This window comes from Actinomycetospora sp. TBRC 11914, assembly GCF_012933465.1.
Classification (GTDB): Bacteria; Actinomycetota; Actinomycetes; order Mycobacteriales; family Pseudonocardiaceae; genus Actinomycetospora.
Genome location: NZ_JABBND010000005.1, coordinates 27,984 through 46,562 on the forward strand (window position 1 = coordinate 27,984; position 18,579 = coordinate 46,562).

The 18,579-nt window shown below is 74.2% G+C and carries 12 protein-coding genes; 2 read left to right on the plus strand and 10 right to left on the minus strand.

Annotation, left to right across the window (positions count from 1 at the left end):
- Window positions 1–2 precede the first annotated feature (2 nt).
- The 6 genes from HH311_RS10965 to HH311_RS10990 form a co-directional block, all read right to left on the minus strand.
- Entirely contained in the window at window positions 3–1,667 is a 1,665-nt protein-coding gene (locus tag HH311_RS10965) for a PP2C family protein-serine/threonine phosphatase (protein WP_169183700.1), read from the minus strand.
- Window positions 1,668–1,674: 7 nt separating this feature from the next.
- A complete protein-coding gene (locus HH311_RS10970; protein ID WP_312030077.1) occupies window positions 1,675–1,977 on the minus strand; it encodes an STAS domain-containing protein in 303 nt (100 codons plus the stop codon).
- A gap of 145 nt (window positions 1,978–2,122) precedes the next feature.
- Window positions 2,123–2,947 carry a DUF4190 domain-containing protein gene (locus tag HH311_RS10975; RefSeq protein ID WP_169183702.1) on the minus strand — a complete coding sequence of 275 codons (825 nt, stop codon included), beginning with the start codon at window positions 2,945–2,947 and terminating at the stop codon, window positions 2,123–2,125.
- A 158-nt stretch (window positions 2,948–3,105) separates the two neighbouring features.
- Complete coding sequence (locus tag HH311_RS10980; protein ID WP_169183703.1) at window positions 3,106–4,596, minus strand: patatin-like phospholipase family protein; 1,491 nt, start codon at window positions 4,594–4,596, stop codon at window positions 3,106–3,108.
- A 5-nt stretch (window positions 4,597–4,601) separates the two neighbouring features.
- Window positions 4,602–6,176, minus strand: coding sequence for a GMC oxidoreductase (locus HH311_RS10985; RefSeq protein WP_169183704.1), 1,575 nt, complete (start codon window positions 6,174–6,176; stop codon window positions 4,602–4,604).
- A complete protein-coding gene (locus HH311_RS10990) occupies window positions 6,163–9,414 on the minus strand; it encodes a BTAD domain-containing putative transcriptional regulator (protein ID WP_169183705.1) in 3,252 nt (1,083 codons plus the stop codon). The genes HH311_RS10985 and HH311_RS10990 overlap by 14 nt, the downstream gene beginning before the upstream one ends.
- 349 nt (window positions 9,415–9,763) lie before the next feature.
- Between HH311_RS10990 and HH311_RS10995 the strand changes: the two genes are divergently transcribed.
- On the plus strand, window positions 9,764–11,284 hold the full coding sequence (locus HH311_RS10995) for a hypothetical protein (protein ID WP_169183706.1): 1,521 nt from the start codon (window positions 9,764–9,766) through the stop codon (window positions 11,282–11,284).
- 81 nt (window positions 11,285–11,365) lie between these two features.
- The gene (locus HH311_RS11000) at window positions 11,366–13,618 is read left to right on the plus strand and encodes a helicase-associated domain-containing protein (RefSeq protein ID WP_169183707.1); all 2,253 of its coding nucleotides are present in this window, start codon (window positions 11,366–11,368) and stop codon (window positions 13,616–13,618) included.
- 198 nt (window positions 13,619–13,816) lie between these two features.
- Here HH311_RS11000 and HH311_RS11005 read toward each other — a convergent pair whose 3' ends face one another.
- The 4 genes from HH311_RS11005 to HH311_RS11020 all read right to left on the minus strand — a co-directional run bounded on the left by HH311_RS11005 (window position 13,817) and on the right by HH311_RS11020 (window position 18,550).
- Window positions 13,817–14,839: a DUF6777 domain-containing protein gene (locus tag HH311_RS11005; protein WP_169183708.1), complete on the minus strand. Its 1,023-nt coding sequence runs from the start codon at window positions 14,837–14,839 to the stop codon at window positions 13,817–13,819.
- A 317-nt stretch (window positions 14,840–15,156) separates the two neighbouring features.
- Complete coding sequence (locus HH311_RS11010; protein WP_169183709.1) at window positions 15,157–16,008, minus strand: hypothetical protein; 852 nt, start codon at window positions 16,006–16,008, stop codon at window positions 15,157–15,159.
- A gap of 221 nt (window positions 16,009–16,229) precedes the next feature.
- Complete coding sequence (locus HH311_RS30955) at window positions 16,230–17,021, minus strand: hypothetical protein (RefSeq protein WP_211190121.1); 792 nt, start codon at window positions 17,019–17,021, stop codon at window positions 16,230–16,232.
- 782 nt (window positions 17,022–17,803) lie between these two features.
- Window positions 17,804–18,550, minus strand: a complete 747-nt coding sequence (locus HH311_RS11020) for an alpha/beta fold hydrolase (protein ID WP_169183710.1) — start codon at window positions 18,548–18,550, stop codon at window positions 17,804–17,806.
- Window positions 18,551–18,579: the final 29 nt, after the last annotated feature.

Below are 18,579 nucleotides of genomic sequence, written 5' to 3' on the forward strand. Positions count from 1 at the left end.
CGTCAGGGGTGCCGACGCCCGACGTGGTCGACGGAGACGAGGGCGACGTCGTCGTCGTACCTGCCGTCGGTCAGGGTCTGGACGAGGCCGTCGCAGGCCTCCGGCGTCAGGGGTCGGGGCAGGCGGGCGACGGCCTCGACCAGCCACTCGATGCCCTGCCCGACGTCCCGCGAGCGGCTCTCGACCAGTCCGTCGGTGTAGAGCAGCAGCCCCGTCCCCGGCGCGAACGGCGCGGTGCGCTCGGGGAACTCGTGACCGACGCCGAGCGGCTGGGCCATGGCCTCGCCGATCAGCTCCGGGGCGCCTCCGGCGTGCAGCAGCAGACCCGGCAGGTGCCCGGCGCTGGCGTAGACGAGCTCGTCGTCGGGGGTGAGCACGGCCAGGAGACAGGTGACGAAGGTCGGCTCGGCGAACGTGTCGAGCAGCGTCGAGACGTGCCGGAGGACCTCGCCGGGTCCCTGCCCGAGCAGGGCGTAGGCGCGGACCGCCGTGCGGACCTGGCCCATCACGGTGGCGGCGGGGACACCGTGGCCGACGACGTCGCCGATGACGAACGCGGTCGCGCCGGTGGGCAGGGGGATGACGTCGAACCAGTCGCCGCCGATCTTGTGCCCGGTCGCCGCGGGGAGGTAGCGGGTGACCAGCTCCAGCCCGGGGACCGGGCCGACGTCGGGGACCATGCTGCGGGACAGCTCGCGGGTGAAGTGCCGCTCGCGCTCGTAGAGCTGGGCGTTGTCCAGCGCGATCGCGGAGTACCCGGCGATGCCCTCGGCGAGGGCCTCGTGCCGGGCGGTGAAGCGGCCCGGCTCGGGGTGGCCGAAGAAGAAGCCGCCGAGCACCTCACCGCTCGTCGGGCTGATCACCGAGACCGCGAGGTAGCTGCGGACGGGCAGGTGCCCCTCGGGCATGCCGTGGTACGGCGCGTTCCGGCCGAAGCGCCGGTCGGCGGTGATGTCGTCGCTGCGGACCGTGCCGTGGCCGTCGAAGGTGGGCGCGAAGACCTCGGTGTTGCGCGGCATCGGGAACCGGGAGAACGCCGATCGGGGCGCCCCGGCGAGCGTGTAGAGGGTGTACGACTCGCCGAACTGGTTCACCAGGTTGTAGAAGAACGCCCCGAACGCCGCCCCGACCCCCGCGGTCGCCGCGTTGGTGGCCTCCTGCACGAGGCGGTCGATGTCGAGCTGCGCGGTCAGCTGCCGGCCCACCGACTGCAGCGCGTCGATCACCGCGGCCTCGGAGCGCAGGGCGTCGAGGGCACGACGGAGCCCGCTGGTGGCGGCGACGACCGCCTCGGCCGCGGCGCGGTGCGCCGTGCCCACCGGGCCGCGGGCGACCAGGGCCGTGCCCCCCTGCTCGTGGAGGACGACGACGGCCGCGCCCGCCCCCCGCTCCGGGTCGGCCAGTGCCAGGTCGGCCAGTGCCAGGTCGGCCAGTTCCAGGTCGGGGAGTTCCAGGTCGGGGAGCTCCAGGTCGGCGAGCTGCCCGTCGTCGAGCACGAGGACGTCCGCGCCGGCGGCCCGCAGCCCCGCGACCTGGTCGGGTCGCAGCGGTCGCCGCTCGACCGGCACCGGGGTCCCGTCCACGCCGGTGAAGGTCGCGGCCAGGGCGTCCAGCAGGACGTCGACCTCCGGCGCGGGCCGATCGGTCCCCGACGACGTCGTGGTCATGTCCGGCTCATCCGTCGACCAGCGCGTCGGCCAGCGAAGCGCGGATCTCGAGCTCGTCGGTGAGCCGCGTGAGCTCGAGCGGTCGCATGACGAGGCGGCTGGCGACGACGACCCGCACCACGCCGTCGAGCTGCCGGTTCGCGAGGACGAGCTCGGACATCCCGGCGGACGCCAGGAACGTCACCGTCGTCAGGTCGATGACCAGCCGTGCCGGGCGCAGGCGGACCGCGCGGTCGACCATCCGCCGCAGGGTGGGCGCGAGCGCGAGGTCCAGCGCGCCCCTCACCGTGACCACGACCCCCTCGGGCACCTGCTCGAGTCCGACCCCACTCCCACCGTCTCCACCGGACGAGCTCAGGTCCCCCCGATCGTGCTCGAGCATGACGACCATCCTGCCGGTCCCGCGATCGCGCGGCGACACGTCGCGTTCCCGGGGTGTGAGGGGGACGAGGCCCCTACTCCCCGCAGTAGCCGTCGTGGTCGCCGTCGCGCTCGCCCGGCAGGCACGGGTGGCCGGAGTGCCCGGTGTGGACGCGCGTATTGACGTGGGTGTCGGGGGCCGGGACGTACGGGCGGTCGACGTCGACGTCCGTGTCCTGCTGCGCGGTGGTGGTCGGGGTCGCGGACGTCGAGGTCGGTGTCGGCTCGGCCGTGACGCACTCCGACTGCCAGTTCTCCGCCGCGCTCTGCGCCCACGTCTGGGAGTAGTCGGAGCCGTCGGGCAGCGTCAGCACCACCGGCTGGAAACCGGGCGGGACCGCCGCGGGCGTGTCGGAGTGCGCCGTGTCGGGCGCGGTGACGTGGACGCGCTGGTTCTGGACGAGCCGGGTCGCGGTGGCCGCGTTCGTGCCGGTCTGGCAGGCGTCGGCGGGCGGGTGGCCCTGCATCATCGTCACGTGGAGGCGGCGGCCCGCCGTCGTGACGAGGTTGTCCGGGGACTGGACGCTCGCGACGACGACGTCGGCCGGGAGCACGTTCGGGTCGACGACCGGGGCCACGGGGGCCGCGACCGGTGCCGGCGACGGCGCCGGGCTCGTCACGCCGGCGATGATCAGCGCGAGGACCGACAGCACGATCGCCCCGACCGCCGGCCCCTTCCCCGGCCCACCGCGGCGGACCCGGACGAGCACGACGATGCCGCAGACGAGCGCCGCGAGGAGCAGCAGGACCGCCAGCGGCTGGGCGAAGAAGCTCAGGACCAGCGCCGCGGCCGCGAGGAGCACCGCGATGGTGGCCAGCCGGGACGTCGCCGGCGGCGGCGCTCCGTGCCTCGATGTCATCGCGACCCCCCTCGGTCCGACTGCTCCCACAACGAGTCATCGCGAGGTGAAGGTGCGGTCAAGGATTCGTCGCACCGCGAGCGCCACGGACGGGCCACCGCGCGACCGGGTCGCCGCGACTCGGTCGTTCGACCACGGATCCGCCTGGAGGGAGGACCTCAGAACGGCGCGTACGTGAGCACCTTGCGAGCCGCCACGTCCCACAGGCTCCCGGCGAACAGCGCGCCGTAGCGGGCGAGACCCGCCGCCTCGGCGCGCAGCGACGGGCCGTCGGCCCGCGCGCCGACCAGCTGGGCGGCGACGTCGCGGAACCCCATCCACAGCAGCCCCGTCGCCAGCTCGACCGCCTCGTCGTCGGGGCCCACCCAGCCCTCCAGCACCCGGCACGACATCGTCATCGCCTCGCGCGCGGCGGCCCGCACCGTCGGCGTGGAGACGTCCTTGACGCCGAGGAAGGTCACGGCCCGCCCGGTCGGGGTGCGCAGGTGCAGGACGTAGGTCATGAGCTTGCGGGTGGGGTCGACGCCGTCGTCGGCCTCCTGCACGCCCCCGCTCTCGACCGGCACCGACGGCGACCGGACGTCGAGCAGGATGTCGGCGTGGCCCTCCTCGACCGTGGCCGCCCCGTCGAGGACCGACGAGGTGACGGTCCCGCGGACCTCGACCCGCTGGTGGCCGGTGTTCATGAACGCGCCGGCGTCGGGGACGAGCAGCTGCAGGTCGGCCTCGGCGCGCCGGCCCCGCAGCCGGCCGCGGAGGCGGTCGGAGAAGCGCAGGGCCACGTCGGTGTCGTAGAAGTGGCTGCGGTCGATCGGGGTGTAGGGGATGCCCTGCGCGTCGCACCAGGCCCGGGCGGCGCGCACGCCCTGCTCGACGGCCCGATGGAGCCGGTCGCCGTTGAACAGCGCGAGGTAGTGCGTGGCCACCTCCGCGCGGAGGACCTTGGCGTGGACGTGCCGCCCGAAGTGACGGTCCGGCACCTCGTTGTTCATCCGGATCCGCTCGAGGTCGGACTCGAGCGTCCCGTTGGCCGACACCTCGAGGGCGTGGAAGAACTGCGCGAGCGCCCCGGGCATCCACTCCGGGCGGCGGCTGACCGTCCAGACCACCCAGATCTCGTCGGCGCCCTGCTCGAGGGCCGCGTCGACGTTGGCGTCGGTGTCGAACACCGCGTCGGTGTAGTAGTGCCCGTCGATCTCGACGGGGGGGAACCAGACCGCCTGGGACAGCGTCGCGACGAGCTTGTCCAGGTCCATCTCGGCCGCGGAGAACGTCTCGCGGGAGGCGGTGCTGCGGTTGTGGACGGTGAACGTCGCGGTGATCGGCGAGGCCCGGATGCGGTCGAAGTCCAGGCCCCAGCCCGGGAAGATCGTGTCGCGGTACGCGTCCATCGTCACGATCGAGCGCCCGTGCAGGAAGCCGCTGCCGCTGAACGAGACGCCGTCGCGCGGGCGCATCTGTCGCCACAGGTCGGCGATCTCGATGCCGGTGCGCCCGTCGCAGAGCAGCGCGAGGTTGAACGCGCCACCGCTGCACGCGTCGACGTGGTCGAAGGTCAGACCCGCCTCGGAGAGCCAGACCTGCAGCACCCCGGCCTGGAACGCGACCTTCAGCCCGCCACCGGCGAGCAGCAGCGACCGCTTCGGCACCGCGCTCACCCCACCGGCAGCGGGTCGGCGTACGGCGGCACCGCCGAGAACCCGGGCGCGGTCCACTCCGCGGACCCGCAGAGCCGCCGGGCCAGGTGCTCGGCGTTGCGCTCCGCGACCGCGGCGATGGTGTGCGACGGGTTGACCCCGGTCGCCGTCGGAATCGCGGCCCCGTCCATCACGTACAGCCCGGGCGCGCCGAACACCTCGCCGTGCGCGTCGACGACGCCCTCGTCGGGCGAGTCGGCCATCACCGCGCCGCCGAGGCTGTGCACCGACACCGCCTTCTGCGTCAGCCGCGCCGTGTCGACCTCGCCGACCGACCCGGCGACGTGGGCGACGTCGCGCAGGTAGGACCGCTCGGCGTCGTAGAAGCGCGTGTTCGACCGCCACGGCCAGCGCACCGTCAGCCGCGTCCCGCAGAACCGCCGACGACGCCGCACCTTCCCGGTCGCGCTGTCGCGGCCCATCGCGAGCAGCACCCCGAGGTGCCCGGAGGTGGGCCCGTCGGGCGGCAGCGCGGGATCCTCGTCGTCGGAGCGGACCCCGATGCCGGGCAGGAGCACGTCCAGCGCGGGGATGCCGCCGTCCTGCACGAGGAACCACGTCTCGCCGTCGTCGGCGAGCACCGACGTGGTGATCGCCGGCCCGACGCCGGGCCGCCACTCCTTCTCGATGCCGCCCAGCGAGGTGATCAGGTAGTCGCCGTTGGCCGAGTAGTGGTCCCCGATGCGGGACGAGGTCGCGCCGAGCGCCGCGCCGTGGGAGAGCAGCAGCTCGGTGGTCCCGAGGGTGCCGGCGGCGAGGACGAGGGTCGGGGTGACGACGACGTGCTCGGTCCCCTCGAGCAGGCAGCGGTAGGTGACGCGGTACCCGCCGTCGGGATCCCGCGCCAGCCCGACGACCTCGCAGCGCGCCCGCACCGCCGCCCCGTGGTGCATCGCGAGCGGCAGGTAGTTCTTGTCGAGGCTGTTCTTGGCGCCGACGTTGCACCCGACGCTGCACTTCCCGCAGTGCCGGCAGCCCGACTGCCTCGCGCCGAAGCGGTTCTCGCGGCACACCCGCGGGTCGCCGAAGTCGAGCGCGAGCGGCGGGTGGAACACGTCCTGCGCCGCGCCGAGCCGGGTGGCGGCCTCGCGCAGCAGGCCGGCCCGCGGCGGGAGCGGCCAGTAGCGCTGGGCGTCCTGCTCGTCGGCGCGCTTGAGGTCGAGCATCGAGGCGACGAGGTCGTAGTAGGGGTTGAGCGCCTCGCGGGTCCAGCCCGCGGGCCACCGGGACCCGAACACCTCGGCCGGCAGCCGCAGGTGGACGTTGGAGTAGAGCAGCGAGCCCCCGCCGACCCCGGCCGCGACCACCGCGGTCACCCCGCCGACCCGGCGCACGTCGAACGGCCCGCGCCCGCCCTGCTCCCAGAGCCAGTCGTCGCCGGCGTCGCGGGGGAAGTCCCCGTCGAACCAGCGTCCCCGCTCGAGCACCAGCACGTCGCAGCCCGCCTGCGCCAGCCGGCAGGCGGTCACGGCGCCGCCGAACCCGCTCCCGACGACGACGACCTGGCGCGACTCGATCTCAGCCCTCGGCATCCCGCGGCCCTCCCATCCCCAGCGGCAGCTCGGCCGCGCCCCCGTCCGGCCCCCGGTCCAGGAAGGCGCCGATCCGCGCGGCCGCGTCGACCCACGGCGCCCACCCCAGGGACGTCGCGAGCTTCTCGGCGGCCGCGACGTCGGCCCGCGCCTCGGCCGTCTCCCCCAGCGTCATCGCCGCGACCCCCGCGAACAGCGCCGCCGGGCCGGTGATCACCGCACCGAAGCCCAGGATCACGACGGCGTCCGGGTCGGCGGGCAGCGCACCGCGCACCAGCTCCGCGGTCTCGACGTCGCCCAGCGTCCACGCCGCGCAGGCCGCGATGCAGAGCGCGGGCCGGTCGAAGAGCCGGCTCGAGGTCGCGGCCCGGCGGGTCCGGAACTCGGCCAGCCACTCCCGCGCCTCGTCGGCCCGCCCGGCCCGGGCCCGCGCGACCGCCGCGGACGCCGTCCACGCGGCGAGCGCCGGGTTCTCGGTCGCGGCCTGCGCGGCCAGGTCGCCGAGCGTGTCGGCCGTGCCCGCCATCCAGTGGCGGATCATGAGGTGGACCCCGAACGCGGGCAGCGCGTCCCCGACGCCGAGCCCCTGGCCGAGCTGCAACGACGCCGTGGCGCCCGCGTCCGCCTCGTCGAACTCGCCGCGGGCCAGCGCGAGCGCCGACTCCAGCACCCGCGCCGCCCAGATCAGCCGCGGCCGGTGCCAGCGGCGGGCCTGCGCGGCGAGGGTCTCGCGCAGCGCGAGGGCCCGCTCGACGTCGCCGGCGCCGAGGGCTGCGGTCATGAGCAGTTCCGTGGCGTCGAGCACGACCGTGGGGTCGCCGGCCCGGCGCGCCAGCTCGAGCCCCTCGGTGGCGAGCGCGAGCCGGCGGGCGGCGGACCCGGGTCCCTCGACGAGCTGGCGGACCTCGAGGGCGCGGGCGCGGGCCCGCGTCGTGGGGGACGAACCGGGGGTCTCGGCGATCCGGCGCATCTCGGCCACGAGGGCCGGCTGCGGCGTCCCGACCAGCGACTCCTCGCGCAGCAGCGCGACGAGCAGCTCGAACCGGGGCTCGTCCCCCACCACCGTGTGCTTCACCCGGTGCAGCCGGGCCAGCCGGCGCGGGTCGCCCGAGATCGTGCGGCCCAGCGGCTCGTCGCCGACCGCGGCCCGCACCACGAGCACCGGGTCCGGCGTGGGCGCGGCCAGCGCCGTGGTGACCGCCGCGTCGAGGACGACGTCGGCCTCGTCGGGCCGTCCGAGCGCGGCCAGGACCAGACCGCGGTGCACGACGACGACCGGGTCGTCCGGGAGGACCGGTGAGGCGGCGTCGAGCAGCTCGAGGGCCTCGACGAGCGCCCGGCGTGCGTAGGCGGCGGCGCCGGCGTCGCGGCGGGCGAGCGCGACGGTGCGCGCGTCGAGCTCGGCGGCCGCGCCGAGGACGTGGCGCAGCCGGACGAACGGGTCGGCGTCGGGGCCGAGGGTGGCCAGCCGGGTGCGGTGCAGCGCGACCCGGACCGGGGCGGGCACGAGGTCGACGACGGCCGCGGCGACGAGCTCGTGGCGGATCTCGAAGGACTCGTCGTCGGTGACCACCAGCCGGACCTCCGCGGCCGAGCGCAGGTCGTCGGCGACGGCGAGGGCGGGCCGGTCGAGGACGGCGGCCAGCGCGGCGATCGGGATCGGGCGCAGCACGACGAGGGCCTCGAGGCTGCGCCGCGCGGTGCGGTCGAGCCGGTCGATCTGGTGGTCGAGCACCGCGCGGAGCCGCTCCGGCACGCGGGCGGCCGCTGCCGTGGCGGCGGCCTCGTCGGGCTGGGCGACGAGGACGTCGAGCAGCGCGGTGGTGTGCAGCGGGTGCCCGCCCGCGCGGCGGTGCACGAGGGAGGCCAGCCGGGCGGTGACCTCGGGGGTGGCCAGTGCCGTGTCGGCCAGCCGCGCCCCGACCAGCTCGCTGACGGCGTGCGCGGGCAGGTCGTCCAGGGTCAGCGCCACGGTGTGCGGGGCCCGCGCGAGCTCGGCGCGGCAGGCGCCCCAGTCGGGGTGGGCGACGACGTCGGGCACCCGCGCGGCGACGAGCACGACGACGCCGGGCGGCACCCCGTGGTGCGCGAGCCCGCCCAGCGCGGCGAGGGAGGCGGAGTCGGCGTGGTGGGCGTCGTCGAGGGTGACGAGCACGGCGCCGTCGACGGCGAGCTCGGCCAGCCGCTCCCGCACCCACGGCACCGGCGCGCCGGCCGGCCCGGGCGGGGGATGTCCCAGCGCCTCGAACCAGGCCGCCATCGGGGTCCGGCTCTCGTCCCAGGTCCCCGTCCGCGTGGTGGCGTGCTTCGTGGCGGCGTGCCGGGCGGCCGCGAGCAGCGACGACTTCCCGATCCCGGCCTCGCCCTCGACCACCACGATCCGCCCGTCGACCGCGTCGGCGTCCAGGACCGCGGCGATCTTCGCGAGGGGCTCCTCGCGGCCGACGAGGCGCTGCCGCGGGGTGGGGCTCGTGGGGGCCGGGGTGCGGGCCCGGTCGGTGAGCAGCCGGCGGTAGGCCTCGCGCAGCTCGTCGCCCGGGTCGACGGCGAGCTCCTCGCGCAGATGGCGGCGCGCGGCCAGGAAGGCCTCGGTCGCCTCCCGCGGCCGGCCGGCCTGGTGCAGCGCCCGGACCCGCAGGGCGTGCCACACCTCGACGTCGGGCTCGGCCGCGACCAGCGGTGACAGGGCGTCGACCGCCTCCATCGGCCGGTCGGCCTCCAGCAGCCCCCGGATGCGGGTCTCGACGACGAGGCGGTGGCGCGACTCGGCGTGCCCGCGAGCGAGGTCGAGCCGGGGGCTGGACAGCCCGGGGAAGGGCGGCCCGCCCCAGGCGGCCAGGGCCTCGTCGGCGGCGACGACCGCGTACGGCCCGACCGTGCCGAGCGCGACGTCGGCGGCGCGGTGGAAGCGGACCAGGTCGACGTCGGTGGGCTCGATCTTGAGCGTGTACGCGCCGGTGCTCGAGACGAGGTCGTCGCGCGGGATGCCGAGCCAGTCGCGCAGCCGGGTCATGCGGGTGTGCAGGCTCGCCGACGGGTTGCGGGGCATCGTGTCGTCGGCCCAGAGCTCGGTGCACAGCAGGTCGCGGTCGACGGGCTCGCCGGGCGAGGAGGCGAGCAGCGCGAGGAGGATCTGCTGGCCGGAGCCGGGTGGGGTGCGCAGGGAGGCGTCGGTCCCCGGCCCGGTGGGCTCGACTCCGAGGCGCCCGAGCAGGCGGATCCGCCCACACTCCGCCATCGGCTCCCCCGGTCGCGTTGCGCTCTCCCCGGGACACCAGGTTAGTAGCCCGTTAGGGGCATTCCAAGGATCCTTGGGCGCGACGCCGGATACGTCCGGTAGCCAGGTCCGCAGGAAGGGCCTACGTCGGGAAGTGGGTCGAGCGAGCGTCCGGCAGACCCCACCGTGCAGGCGTTCCCCCTTGTCCTGCCGGACGCTCGACCCGTTCACCGACCCCCCTCGGGCTCCCTTCCGATGACGGGCACGAGCAGACCGCGGACACCTTTCACGGGCCTTACACGGACGGGTAGCCGCTCGACCGGCGCCGCGATGACAGACCCGTGAAAGGTCCGCGTGGCGCCCTGTCCTCATGAAGGTCGTCGCGCATCACCCCACCACGACGTCGGTCACGCTCTGGATCAGCGCCGGACCCGCCGAGCGGCGCTGGTCGGTCGAGGTGCGCGTGCGGGGGACCGGCCAGATCGTCGACCAGTGGTCGGCGACGCGGCGGCCCGACCGCACCTTGCCGAGCGGCCTCCCCGGACTTCCGGGGTACAGCGTGTGGCGGCACGCGGTCTCCGGGCTGGCGCCGGGCGGGTCCTACGACGTGGCCGTGGTGCCGACGATCCGCTCGGAGCGGGTCGTCGCCCGGTTCGAGACGCTGCCCCAGCAGCTCCCGCTGCGGATCCTCGCCGGGTCCTGCTACTACGCCGAGAACGACACGACGATCCTCAGCAGGCTCCCGCTACGCCTGCCGGCCGCCGTCGGGAAGGGCTGGGCCGCGGTCCTGCTGCGCAGGCTCCGGTTGCTCATCCGGACGCTGCTCAGCGCGATCCCCCGCCGCGGGATGCCGGCCCTGCTGCAGGGCGGGGTGGCGCAGCGGTACCGGGCGCTGCACGCCGACCCGGCGACGCGTCCGCACCTCACGGTCCTCGTGGGCGACCAGGTCTACCTCGACGCGCCCGTGCGGGAGTTCTACGCCCGGGTGTCGGGTGCCGCGCTGGCCCGGCGGGTGGCGCGGAGCTACCAGCGGTCGTGGGAGATGCTGGGCGAGTTCCTGACGCTCGGGGCGAACGTCCTGGTGTCGGACGACCACGAGTTCTGGAACGACTACCCGAACGAGCCGGCGCTCCTCTGGCGGTCGCTGGCCGACCCCGGGGCCCGGGCGGCCTTCGAGGACGCCGCGCACGACCACCTGCGCTGGATGCAGCTGGCGCGGCCGACCTACTCCGTGGCCGTCGCGCGGCCCCGGTCCCGGCCCCAGCTGGCGATCTTCGTCGCCGACACCCGCATCCACCGCACGACCGCCGACGGCGAGGACCCGCGGTTCATGGCCGAGGACGACTTCGACGAGCTGCTCGCGTGGCTCTGGGAGCTGCGGTCTCCCGGTGTGCTGTTCCTCGGCCAGCCGCTGATCGTCGGGGCGGCCGGCGCGTTCGACGACAACCTGCGGTCGTACACGCGCCAGTACGGCGAGCTGTGCGCGGCGCTGGCGGGGGCGGCGCACGACGTCGTCGTGGTCTGCGGCGACGCCCACTTCGGCCGGGTGGTGACGATCGACGTGGCGGAGACCGGGCGGCGCCACGTCGAGGTGATCAGCTCGCCGTTAACCGTGCTCGACGGGGCGGAGGCGCCGGTGTCGTGCGGGCTCGACGACGGGCTGGACGTGTTCCCGCCGGGCGGAGCCGACCAGACCGGCGTCGCGAAACAGGTCAACGCGGTCCCGGGCCGTCACGACGGGGCCGTCTGCGAGGACCACGCGATGCTGCTCGGCTTCGAGGCCGGGGGCGACGGCGCCGTGGTGTGCAGCGTCGGGGCCTACCTGATGCGGCACGTGGACGGGAACGGCGGCCCGGCGCTGGCGTGGACGGAGCGGTTCGACCTCCGGTGAACCCGGCAACCGGCACGAGGTGGACCGCCGCGACGTCGGGGCGGCCGCCGCCGTCGCCCCGGGGACCGCCACACTGCGCAGGTGGGCACCGGGCTCGTCGACCACCTCGCCGACCTCGACCGGTCCGCGCTGGTCGAGCTCCTCCGCCGTCGCCCCGACGTGCGCCGCGAGCCGGTGCCGCGGGACCTCGCACGCGTCGCGCAACGTCTCGAGGGCGGCCACTCGCTCGCCCTCGCGGTCCAGCGGCTCGACCGGGACACCCTCGAGGTCGGTCGCGCCGTCGCCGTCCTGGGGGACGACGCCGTCCCCGACGCGCTCGCCGCCCTGCTCGACGCCGATCCTGCTCTCGTCCGGCGTTCCGTCGACGTGCTCTCCGGCCTCGGACTCGTCTGGCCCGACGGTGCCGTGCTCCGGCTCCCCGCCCAGCTGGCGGCCCACTGGCGGGACGAGGTCGCCCGCGGCGAGCCCATCGCCCGGCTCGCGCGCTCGATGCCGGTCGACGAGCTGAGGCGGGTGGCGACCGCGCAGGGCCTCGACGTCGCCGGGCTGCGGAAGGCCGAGGTGGCCCAGGCGCTGCACGACGCGTGGCACGACCCGGCCGTGCTCCGCCAGCGCATCGCTGCCCTCCCCGCGACCACCCGCGCCCTGCTCGCCGAGATCTGCGGACGCGTCACCGGAGCTCCGCACGGACCCTCGGACGACCGGGTCCTGCTCGACGCCGGCCTCATCCTCCAGGACGGCCGCTTCGGGTACGTGGCACGCGAGGTGGTGGTCGCCGAGTGGCTCGCAGGCGCGCGGCCGCGGGGCGTCCCGGATCTTCCGCAGGCTCCCGACGACGCCGGGCGCGTCGCCTCGGGCGCCCTGGCCGCGGCGCACGAGTGGCTGCGCCTCACCACCACCGTGCTCGACGAGGCCGCGACCACCCCGCTCGCGGCGCTCAAGGGCGGCGGCGTCGGCAAGCGGGAGCGCGCCCGCCTCGTCAAGCGCCTCGACCTCGCCGACGACGCGACCGCCTGCCTCGTCCTCGACCTGGCCGCCGACGCCGGACTCCTCGGCCGCACCGCGGCCGGCTACGCCCCGACCGAGGAGTACGCCGCCTGGCGGGAGTCGGACGCACCGCAGCGGTGGGCCCGGCTCGCCGAGGCCTGGTTCGCCCTCGAGTTCTGCTCCGGGGACCGGATCGTCGACGGCAAGGAAGTCGCGCCGCCCGAGCCCCTCCTGAGTACCGCGGGCCAGGTCCGTCGCGCGCTGCTGGGTGCGGTCGGCGACCGCTCCGTCCGCGCCTGCGAGGCCGAGGTCGACTGGTTCTGCCCGTGGCACGACCTCGCCGCCGACGAGGTCGCCCATCTCCTCGCCCTCGTCCATCGCGAGGCCGAACTGCTCGGCGTCGTCGTCGGGGATTCCCTGAGCCCACTGGGCCGGGCGGTGGTGGCCGAGCGTGACGGCGGGGACCTCGCCGCCGCCGTCGCCGGGGACCTCGTGGACCCGACGTGCGAGGTCGTCCTGCAGTCCGACCTCACCGCCCTGGTCTCCGGCCGGCCCGACCTCGCCGTGACCCGGCTGCTCGAGGACGCGGCCCGCCCCGAGTCCCGGGGCTCCGCGACGGTCCACCGCTTCTCCCCCGCCAGCGTGCGCACCGCGATGGACCGGGGCTGGGACGCCGAGGGGCTGCTCGCCGCGCTGCGCGGGCTGTCCGAGCGTCCGGTGCCGCAGCCGCTGGAGTACCTCGTGCGCGACGTCGCGCGCCGTCACGGGGAGGTGCGCGTGCGCCCGGTGTCGTCGTGCCTGGTGCTCGAGGAGACCCTCGCCGAGGAGCTGTTGCGCACCCGGTCGTTGCGCTCGCTCGGCCTCGTTCGGCTCGCCCCGACCGTGCTGTCCAGCCCCGCCGCACCCGCGGCCGTGCTCGAGGCACTCCGCCAGGCCGGTCACTTCCCGGTCCGCGAGGACGAGTCCGGCGCGCTGACCGTGGAGCGCGACGAGACCCGGCTCGCGTCGTCCGCCGAGCGTCCCGCGCGCGACCTCGTGACTCCCGAGGACCTGGCCGACCGCGTCCGCGAGGCCGGCATCGGTCACCCCGAGGACACCGTCACCGGGGCACGGCTCGCCGAGCTCGCCCCGCACCTCGACCCGGTCGAGATCGACCTGCTCGCCGACGCCCTCGACGAGGAACGACCGGTCACGATCGTCTACCGCGGCCAGAGCGGGGCGTACACGAAGCGGGTCGTCACCCCGTACGAGCTCCACCACCGCCGGATGGTCGCCTGGTGCCACCTGCGCGACGACGAGCGCGAGTTCACCGTCGCGCGGATCCAGGAGGTCCTGCCGCCGGAGTGATCAGAGTGGTCGGCCCGGCTCGGCGGCCGCCGGCAGGGCGGTGCGGTTGCACGCCGGTGAGCCGCCCTCACCCGGCGGGAAACGCTTCCGAGTGACCGAGTCGCGACGACGCGGTCGTTCGAGCGCACTTCCGGGCGGGCCTGCCCGGCGACTGGTCAGCGCGCCGTGGCGTACTGCCCGCGCGACCGGCCCCGCGGGTCAGGACCCCGACTTCTTGCTCGACGACGTCGTGGTCGTCGTGGTCGTCGTGGTGGTGGTCGGCGTGGTCGTCGTCGTGGTCTTCGAGGTGGTGGTGGTGCGGGACGTGGCGGAGCCGCACGCAGCCGGCGTCGTCGTGACGACCACGCCCGCCGAGTCCTGCGGCGACACGCAGCCGGTACCGGGCCCCACGAGCTGGCCCCCGTTCCGGTTCGACGTCCCCGACTTCGACGACGGGTCGCTGGACGAGGTGTCGGTCGACGACGTGTCCGTGGTCGAGGTGGAGCTGCTCGAGGACGAGCTGCCCGACGACGAGGAGGGTTTCCACCCCGGCGGCCGACCCCAGTGCCAGGGCGGCAGCGGCTTGTTGATCACGGTGTTGTTCTGGATGTTGATGACGGTCAGGTTCTCGACGACGACCGGCGCGGGCTCGATGACGATGACGGTCACGGGCGCGAAGCGGGCCCAGCGCTGCCCGACGAAGTTCTCGGACCGGTGCTCGGGCGGCGCGCTCAGCGGGTTCCCGCAGTAGCACTTGACGCGCGGCGTGCCGTAGCCGTCGACCAGCACGGCCGTCCCCGCCTGGAGGACCGCCGGGTACGACGTCAGCTCGCCGTCGCGGAAGCCGTGGTTGGTGACCGAGGTGTCGGCCCGGAGCACGAGCGGGGTCAACTGGTGCACGTAGGCGGGGATGTCGCTCGTCGCGACGCCCTGGACCTCGGCCCACGCCTCCGCCTTGTCCTGGTGCGTCGCCAGGAACTCCGCCATCTGGTCCTGGTTGCAGCTGCCGTTGTCGAGGCTGCCCCCGAACAGCCCTGGCGTGCTCCCGGCGACCGCTCCCCCGGCGTCGCCCGGAGGCGCCGGGACGGAGGCATCCGGTCCCTGCGGGGGCATGAAGGGGTTCGGCGCCGCGGAATTGGTCGGCTCGAGAGTCACCGCGGCGGCGGCGTCCTGCGCGCGCCAGAGGAGATAGCCCGCCATCGCCGCCAGGAACACCACCAGAGCGGCCAGCACCGTGATCACGGTGACCACCGTCCGGCGCCGGCGCCGTCTCGGTGGCTCGGGGAGAACGGGAGGGGACCAGTACGGCCCTGCTTGCGCCATCGCGGACCCCCGGTCCCGTGCCGACCATCACTGGCTCTGCACCCGGAACCCCCGTGCGGCCCGAGTCCCCCGACTCGTGCGACAGATGGTGACATAGCTCGCTCGGATGCACGGCTCAAGTCATTCGATCGGCCTAGTGACCTGGCTACCAAATGTCACGGAACGAGCACGGCCGTGCGCCCGAGCAGGAGCGGCCTGGGGCGACCGAGTCGCAACGACCCGGTCGCGCCCGAGGGTCAGCACGCGAGCGGTACGCCCTGGCCAGAGGGGTAGAACTGGAGCTGAACGGCGTCACTTCGTGGAACGACGAACGCCGGGCTGGTCCCATGTCTCCATGTCGCAGGCAGGAGCAAGTAGTAATTGCCGGACTGAAGCACATATTTCAGACCGGTGTAGCGGAATCGGAAGCTTGACTCGCTGGGGCCTCCGCGGTCCGAGCACATCGTCTCCGTCACTGCCGGCGCTTGGAGCCCTAGTCGCCCCCTGCTCAGTACCACGAGGTCGGGAGAAGACCCCAGGGCGTCCTCGATCTGCTGCGCACGACCGGTCCCCACCCCGATGGCATAGGAATTGATCGCCCAGAAAAGTCCCACGGTGACGAGCACGAAGGCGACGGCGTACTCCACGGTTCGAGTGTTCGCGTGCGCGGAGTCGCCCCGCAGAGGCCGCCCGCTCCCAGGCACGTGCCATCGCAACACGCAGGTCAGGGTCAGAGCCCCCAGACAGAGCAACAGTCCGCCGGACTCCGGCGGGAAGCCGGCGTCGAGGGAGCCCACCGCGATGAGCAGGGAGAGCACGATGATGACGAGCCCGAGTATGGCGACGGTCGCGCGAACCGCACGTTCTCCTTCACGATGCAGAGTGATCGGGATCCGGACCAGGACTCGGCGAGCGAGCAGGACACCAAGAGCACACGAGGCGATCAATGTGAGCGGGACGAACAGGCCGTCCGCGCTCCGGACGAGGTAGTCCTGGGTCGTGAACCCGAACACCGTCGAGCTCACGCCGAAGTAGCGGGTCAGCGCTTGTGCATGAAGCAGTCCGAAGTAGAACAGCAGAGCCGTGATAACGGTCGTCGGCGCGATCACCGCCCCCAGCGTCTGCACCGCCCTGCCGACCGAAGCCGCCTTCGATGCCCTGGCGGACCCGTCGTCCTCACCTTCGTGCACCGCAGTCGAGCGCTCGACGACGAGCCGAGACCGATGCCCGAGCTCGGCGCTCCGCGACGGACGCGGAGTGGGCACGTCCGCGTCTACTGTCTCGCCGCTGGCGCGCCGCCTCGGCCTGCCGTTCGCGACCCTGCGAGTCCTCAACCGGTCGCACCGCTGCTCGACGTACCACTGGAGGTGTCGCTCGACGTTCCCGTGGACGTGCCCGTCGACGTGCCCGTCGACGTCTCCGTCGATGTACCGGTCGACGTCTCCGTCGATGTACCGGTCGACGTTCCCGTCGAGGTGCCGGTCGAGGTCCCCGTGGACGTGCTGGTCGACGTCCCCGTGGACGTGCTGGTCGACGACTCCGTGGACGTACCCGTCGTCGACGTCCCGGTCGTCGACGCGGTACTCGTCGTGCCGACGGAGCCCTGCGCACCCTTCTCAGCTTCGACGTTGTCGGCCGCGGCGTCGCACTCAGGCGAGGTCACCTTCTGCCTCTTGCACTTGTCGTCGATCTCCCCGTCGACCCGGGCCGCGTGTGACTCTTGATCCTTCGCCTTCAGCGGATCCGTGATCACGATCGTGATCTTCGTACCCCGCTCCAGCTTGCAGTCCTGTGCGATCTCGGGGTCGCAATCGACCAGCTTCCCGTTGCGATACGTCTTGGGAGTGGGCACGTAGCTGATGTGGTGGAGGAAGCGACACTCAGTGGCCTGATCGTCCGGTCCGGTGTAGTTGCAATCGGAGAAGCGTTGCAGTTCGCCGAGCGGCCGCCCCTCCTGATCCAGCACCGCGATCGCACACTTGCCGCCCTCACACTTGCCCAGTGCTGCCTGGTAGGCGTCATCCGGAACGGTGCGGAAGCGATCATTAGCATCGATTGCGTCGATGTCCCATCTGGCCCCCGAGCGCCCTGACGAATTCTGATCGCCAGCTCCAGGGGCCACGACGTCGCCTGGGGCACCGGGGGCGCCGGGGCGTTCACTGGACGACCCGGAACCGTTCGGGCCCCCGGGATCGCCGGTGGTCCCCGTCCCACCTGCCGGGCCCGGCTGTCCGGGGCGTCCCGGCCCGGGCTCGTCCGGTCGTACCGCGGAGCCCGACGATCCTGGCGCGCCACCGGGCTGACCGGACGCCCCCGCAACGATCGTCGGGGCGTTACCATCGCTCCTCGGTTCCTGTTGCGCCCCCGGCGCCGTGCCACAGGCGACTGCTCCGAGGACGCAGGCAGAAACCACGATGGGCAGCCACGCGCGAGAAGAGCCCGTCACCTCGACCCACCTCCACATTTTCCAACGCTCGGGGAACCCCCCGCCGAGGACCGGCTGCATCGCTAGCGTCAGCGCGATTACTCCAGACGGCTGGCGAAGGAAGCCCGGCAGGAGGCCTGCCTCGACCTGGCTGGACGGGCCCCATCTCTGGAACAACTCTCCGGAGGTCGCGTCGGGCCGGGTATACGTAGATCTGCGTATCTTGGTGGCCGGCCCCGGCAAGTCGCGCCGGCTTGTTCCATGCGTGCCCGTATATCGACGGACAGGTCAGGGTCGGCTGCGGCTAGTCCGGTTGCGCAACCACCGCATTGATGTTCTCGAAGGGCCGCTCGACTTCCGTCGAGCCGGACCACCTCACGGGACGATGGCGCAGCTCAGGCTCGGTTCCATGACCCATCGATCCGACAGTGGGCGCGGACCGGCAGGGGCAGCGTCTTCCGCGATCGCCGTGACAGGCGTCAGAGCGAGTCCCAGAACCGCTGCATCGTCAGGGCGGCCCGCTGTGGCGCCCGCGAGGGCCAGTGGTGGCCGAGTCCATCGAGGACAGCGACCTGCGCACCCGCCCGTCGCGCCGCTTCCCGGCGCTGGGCCTCGGTGCCGACAACCTGGTCCTTAGTCGCGAGCACCGCGAGCCCGGGACGCTGCGCCGCGCGCTCGAGGTGCTCGCCGAGGCGGGCCATCACCGGTTGCGCTGCCGCCCGGTAGAGCGCGAGGACGGCGTGGGCCAAGGAGGGGTCGAGGCGCGCGACGACACGCTCCGCGACCGGCAACGGCATCCCCCGGTCGCACAGGCGACGGGCTCGATCCGCAGGGCCGCCGTCGAGGAACGCCACGAGCTGGCGCTCCCCGGCACCGGGCGTCTGCCAGGTCCGGGCGAGCTCGTGCCAGACGTAGTCGGGGTGGAAGACGCCGACGGTGTCGCTGACCCAGCTGCGCAGCAGATCGGGCCGGTGCATCGCGACAGAGACGACGTGCGCACCTCCCCAGTTGTGCCCGACCAGGTCGACCGGCTCGCCGATGTGCTCCAGCTCGGCCTCCAGCCAGTCCCGGTAGCCCACGGGCGTCGTGTCGAACCCGCCCGGCAACGACGCGCCGAACCCCGGCGGGGAGAGCACGACGGCGTCGTCCTTCCCCAGCTCCGCGAGCAGCGGCTCCCAGACCGCCGCGGTCTCGGGGTTGCCGTGGACGAGCACGGTGGTCGTCACAGGACCACCGCTGTCCCGGCCGGGCCCGC

Coding starts and splice junctions, on each gene's coding strand:
- HH311_RS10995 (WP_169183706.1), top strand. CDS start 9,764: ATGAAGGTCGTCGCGCATCACCCCACCACGACGTCGGTCACGCTCTGG.
- HH311_RS10990 (WP_169183705.1), bottom strand. CDS start 9,414: ATGGCGGAGTGTGGGCGGATCCGCCTGCTCGGGCGCCTCGGAGTCGAG.
- HH311_RS10965 (WP_169183700.1), bottom strand. CDS start 1,667: ATGACCACGACGTCGTCGGGGACCGATCGGCCCGCGCCGGAGGTCGAC.
- HH311_RS10975 (WP_169183702.1), bottom strand. CDS start 2,947: ATGACATCGAGGCACGGAGCGCCGCCGCCGGCGACGTCCCGGCTGGCC.
- HH311_RS10985 (WP_169183704.1), bottom strand. CDS start 6,176: ATGCCGAGGGCTGAGATCGAGTCGCGCCAGGTCGTCGTCGTCGGGAGC.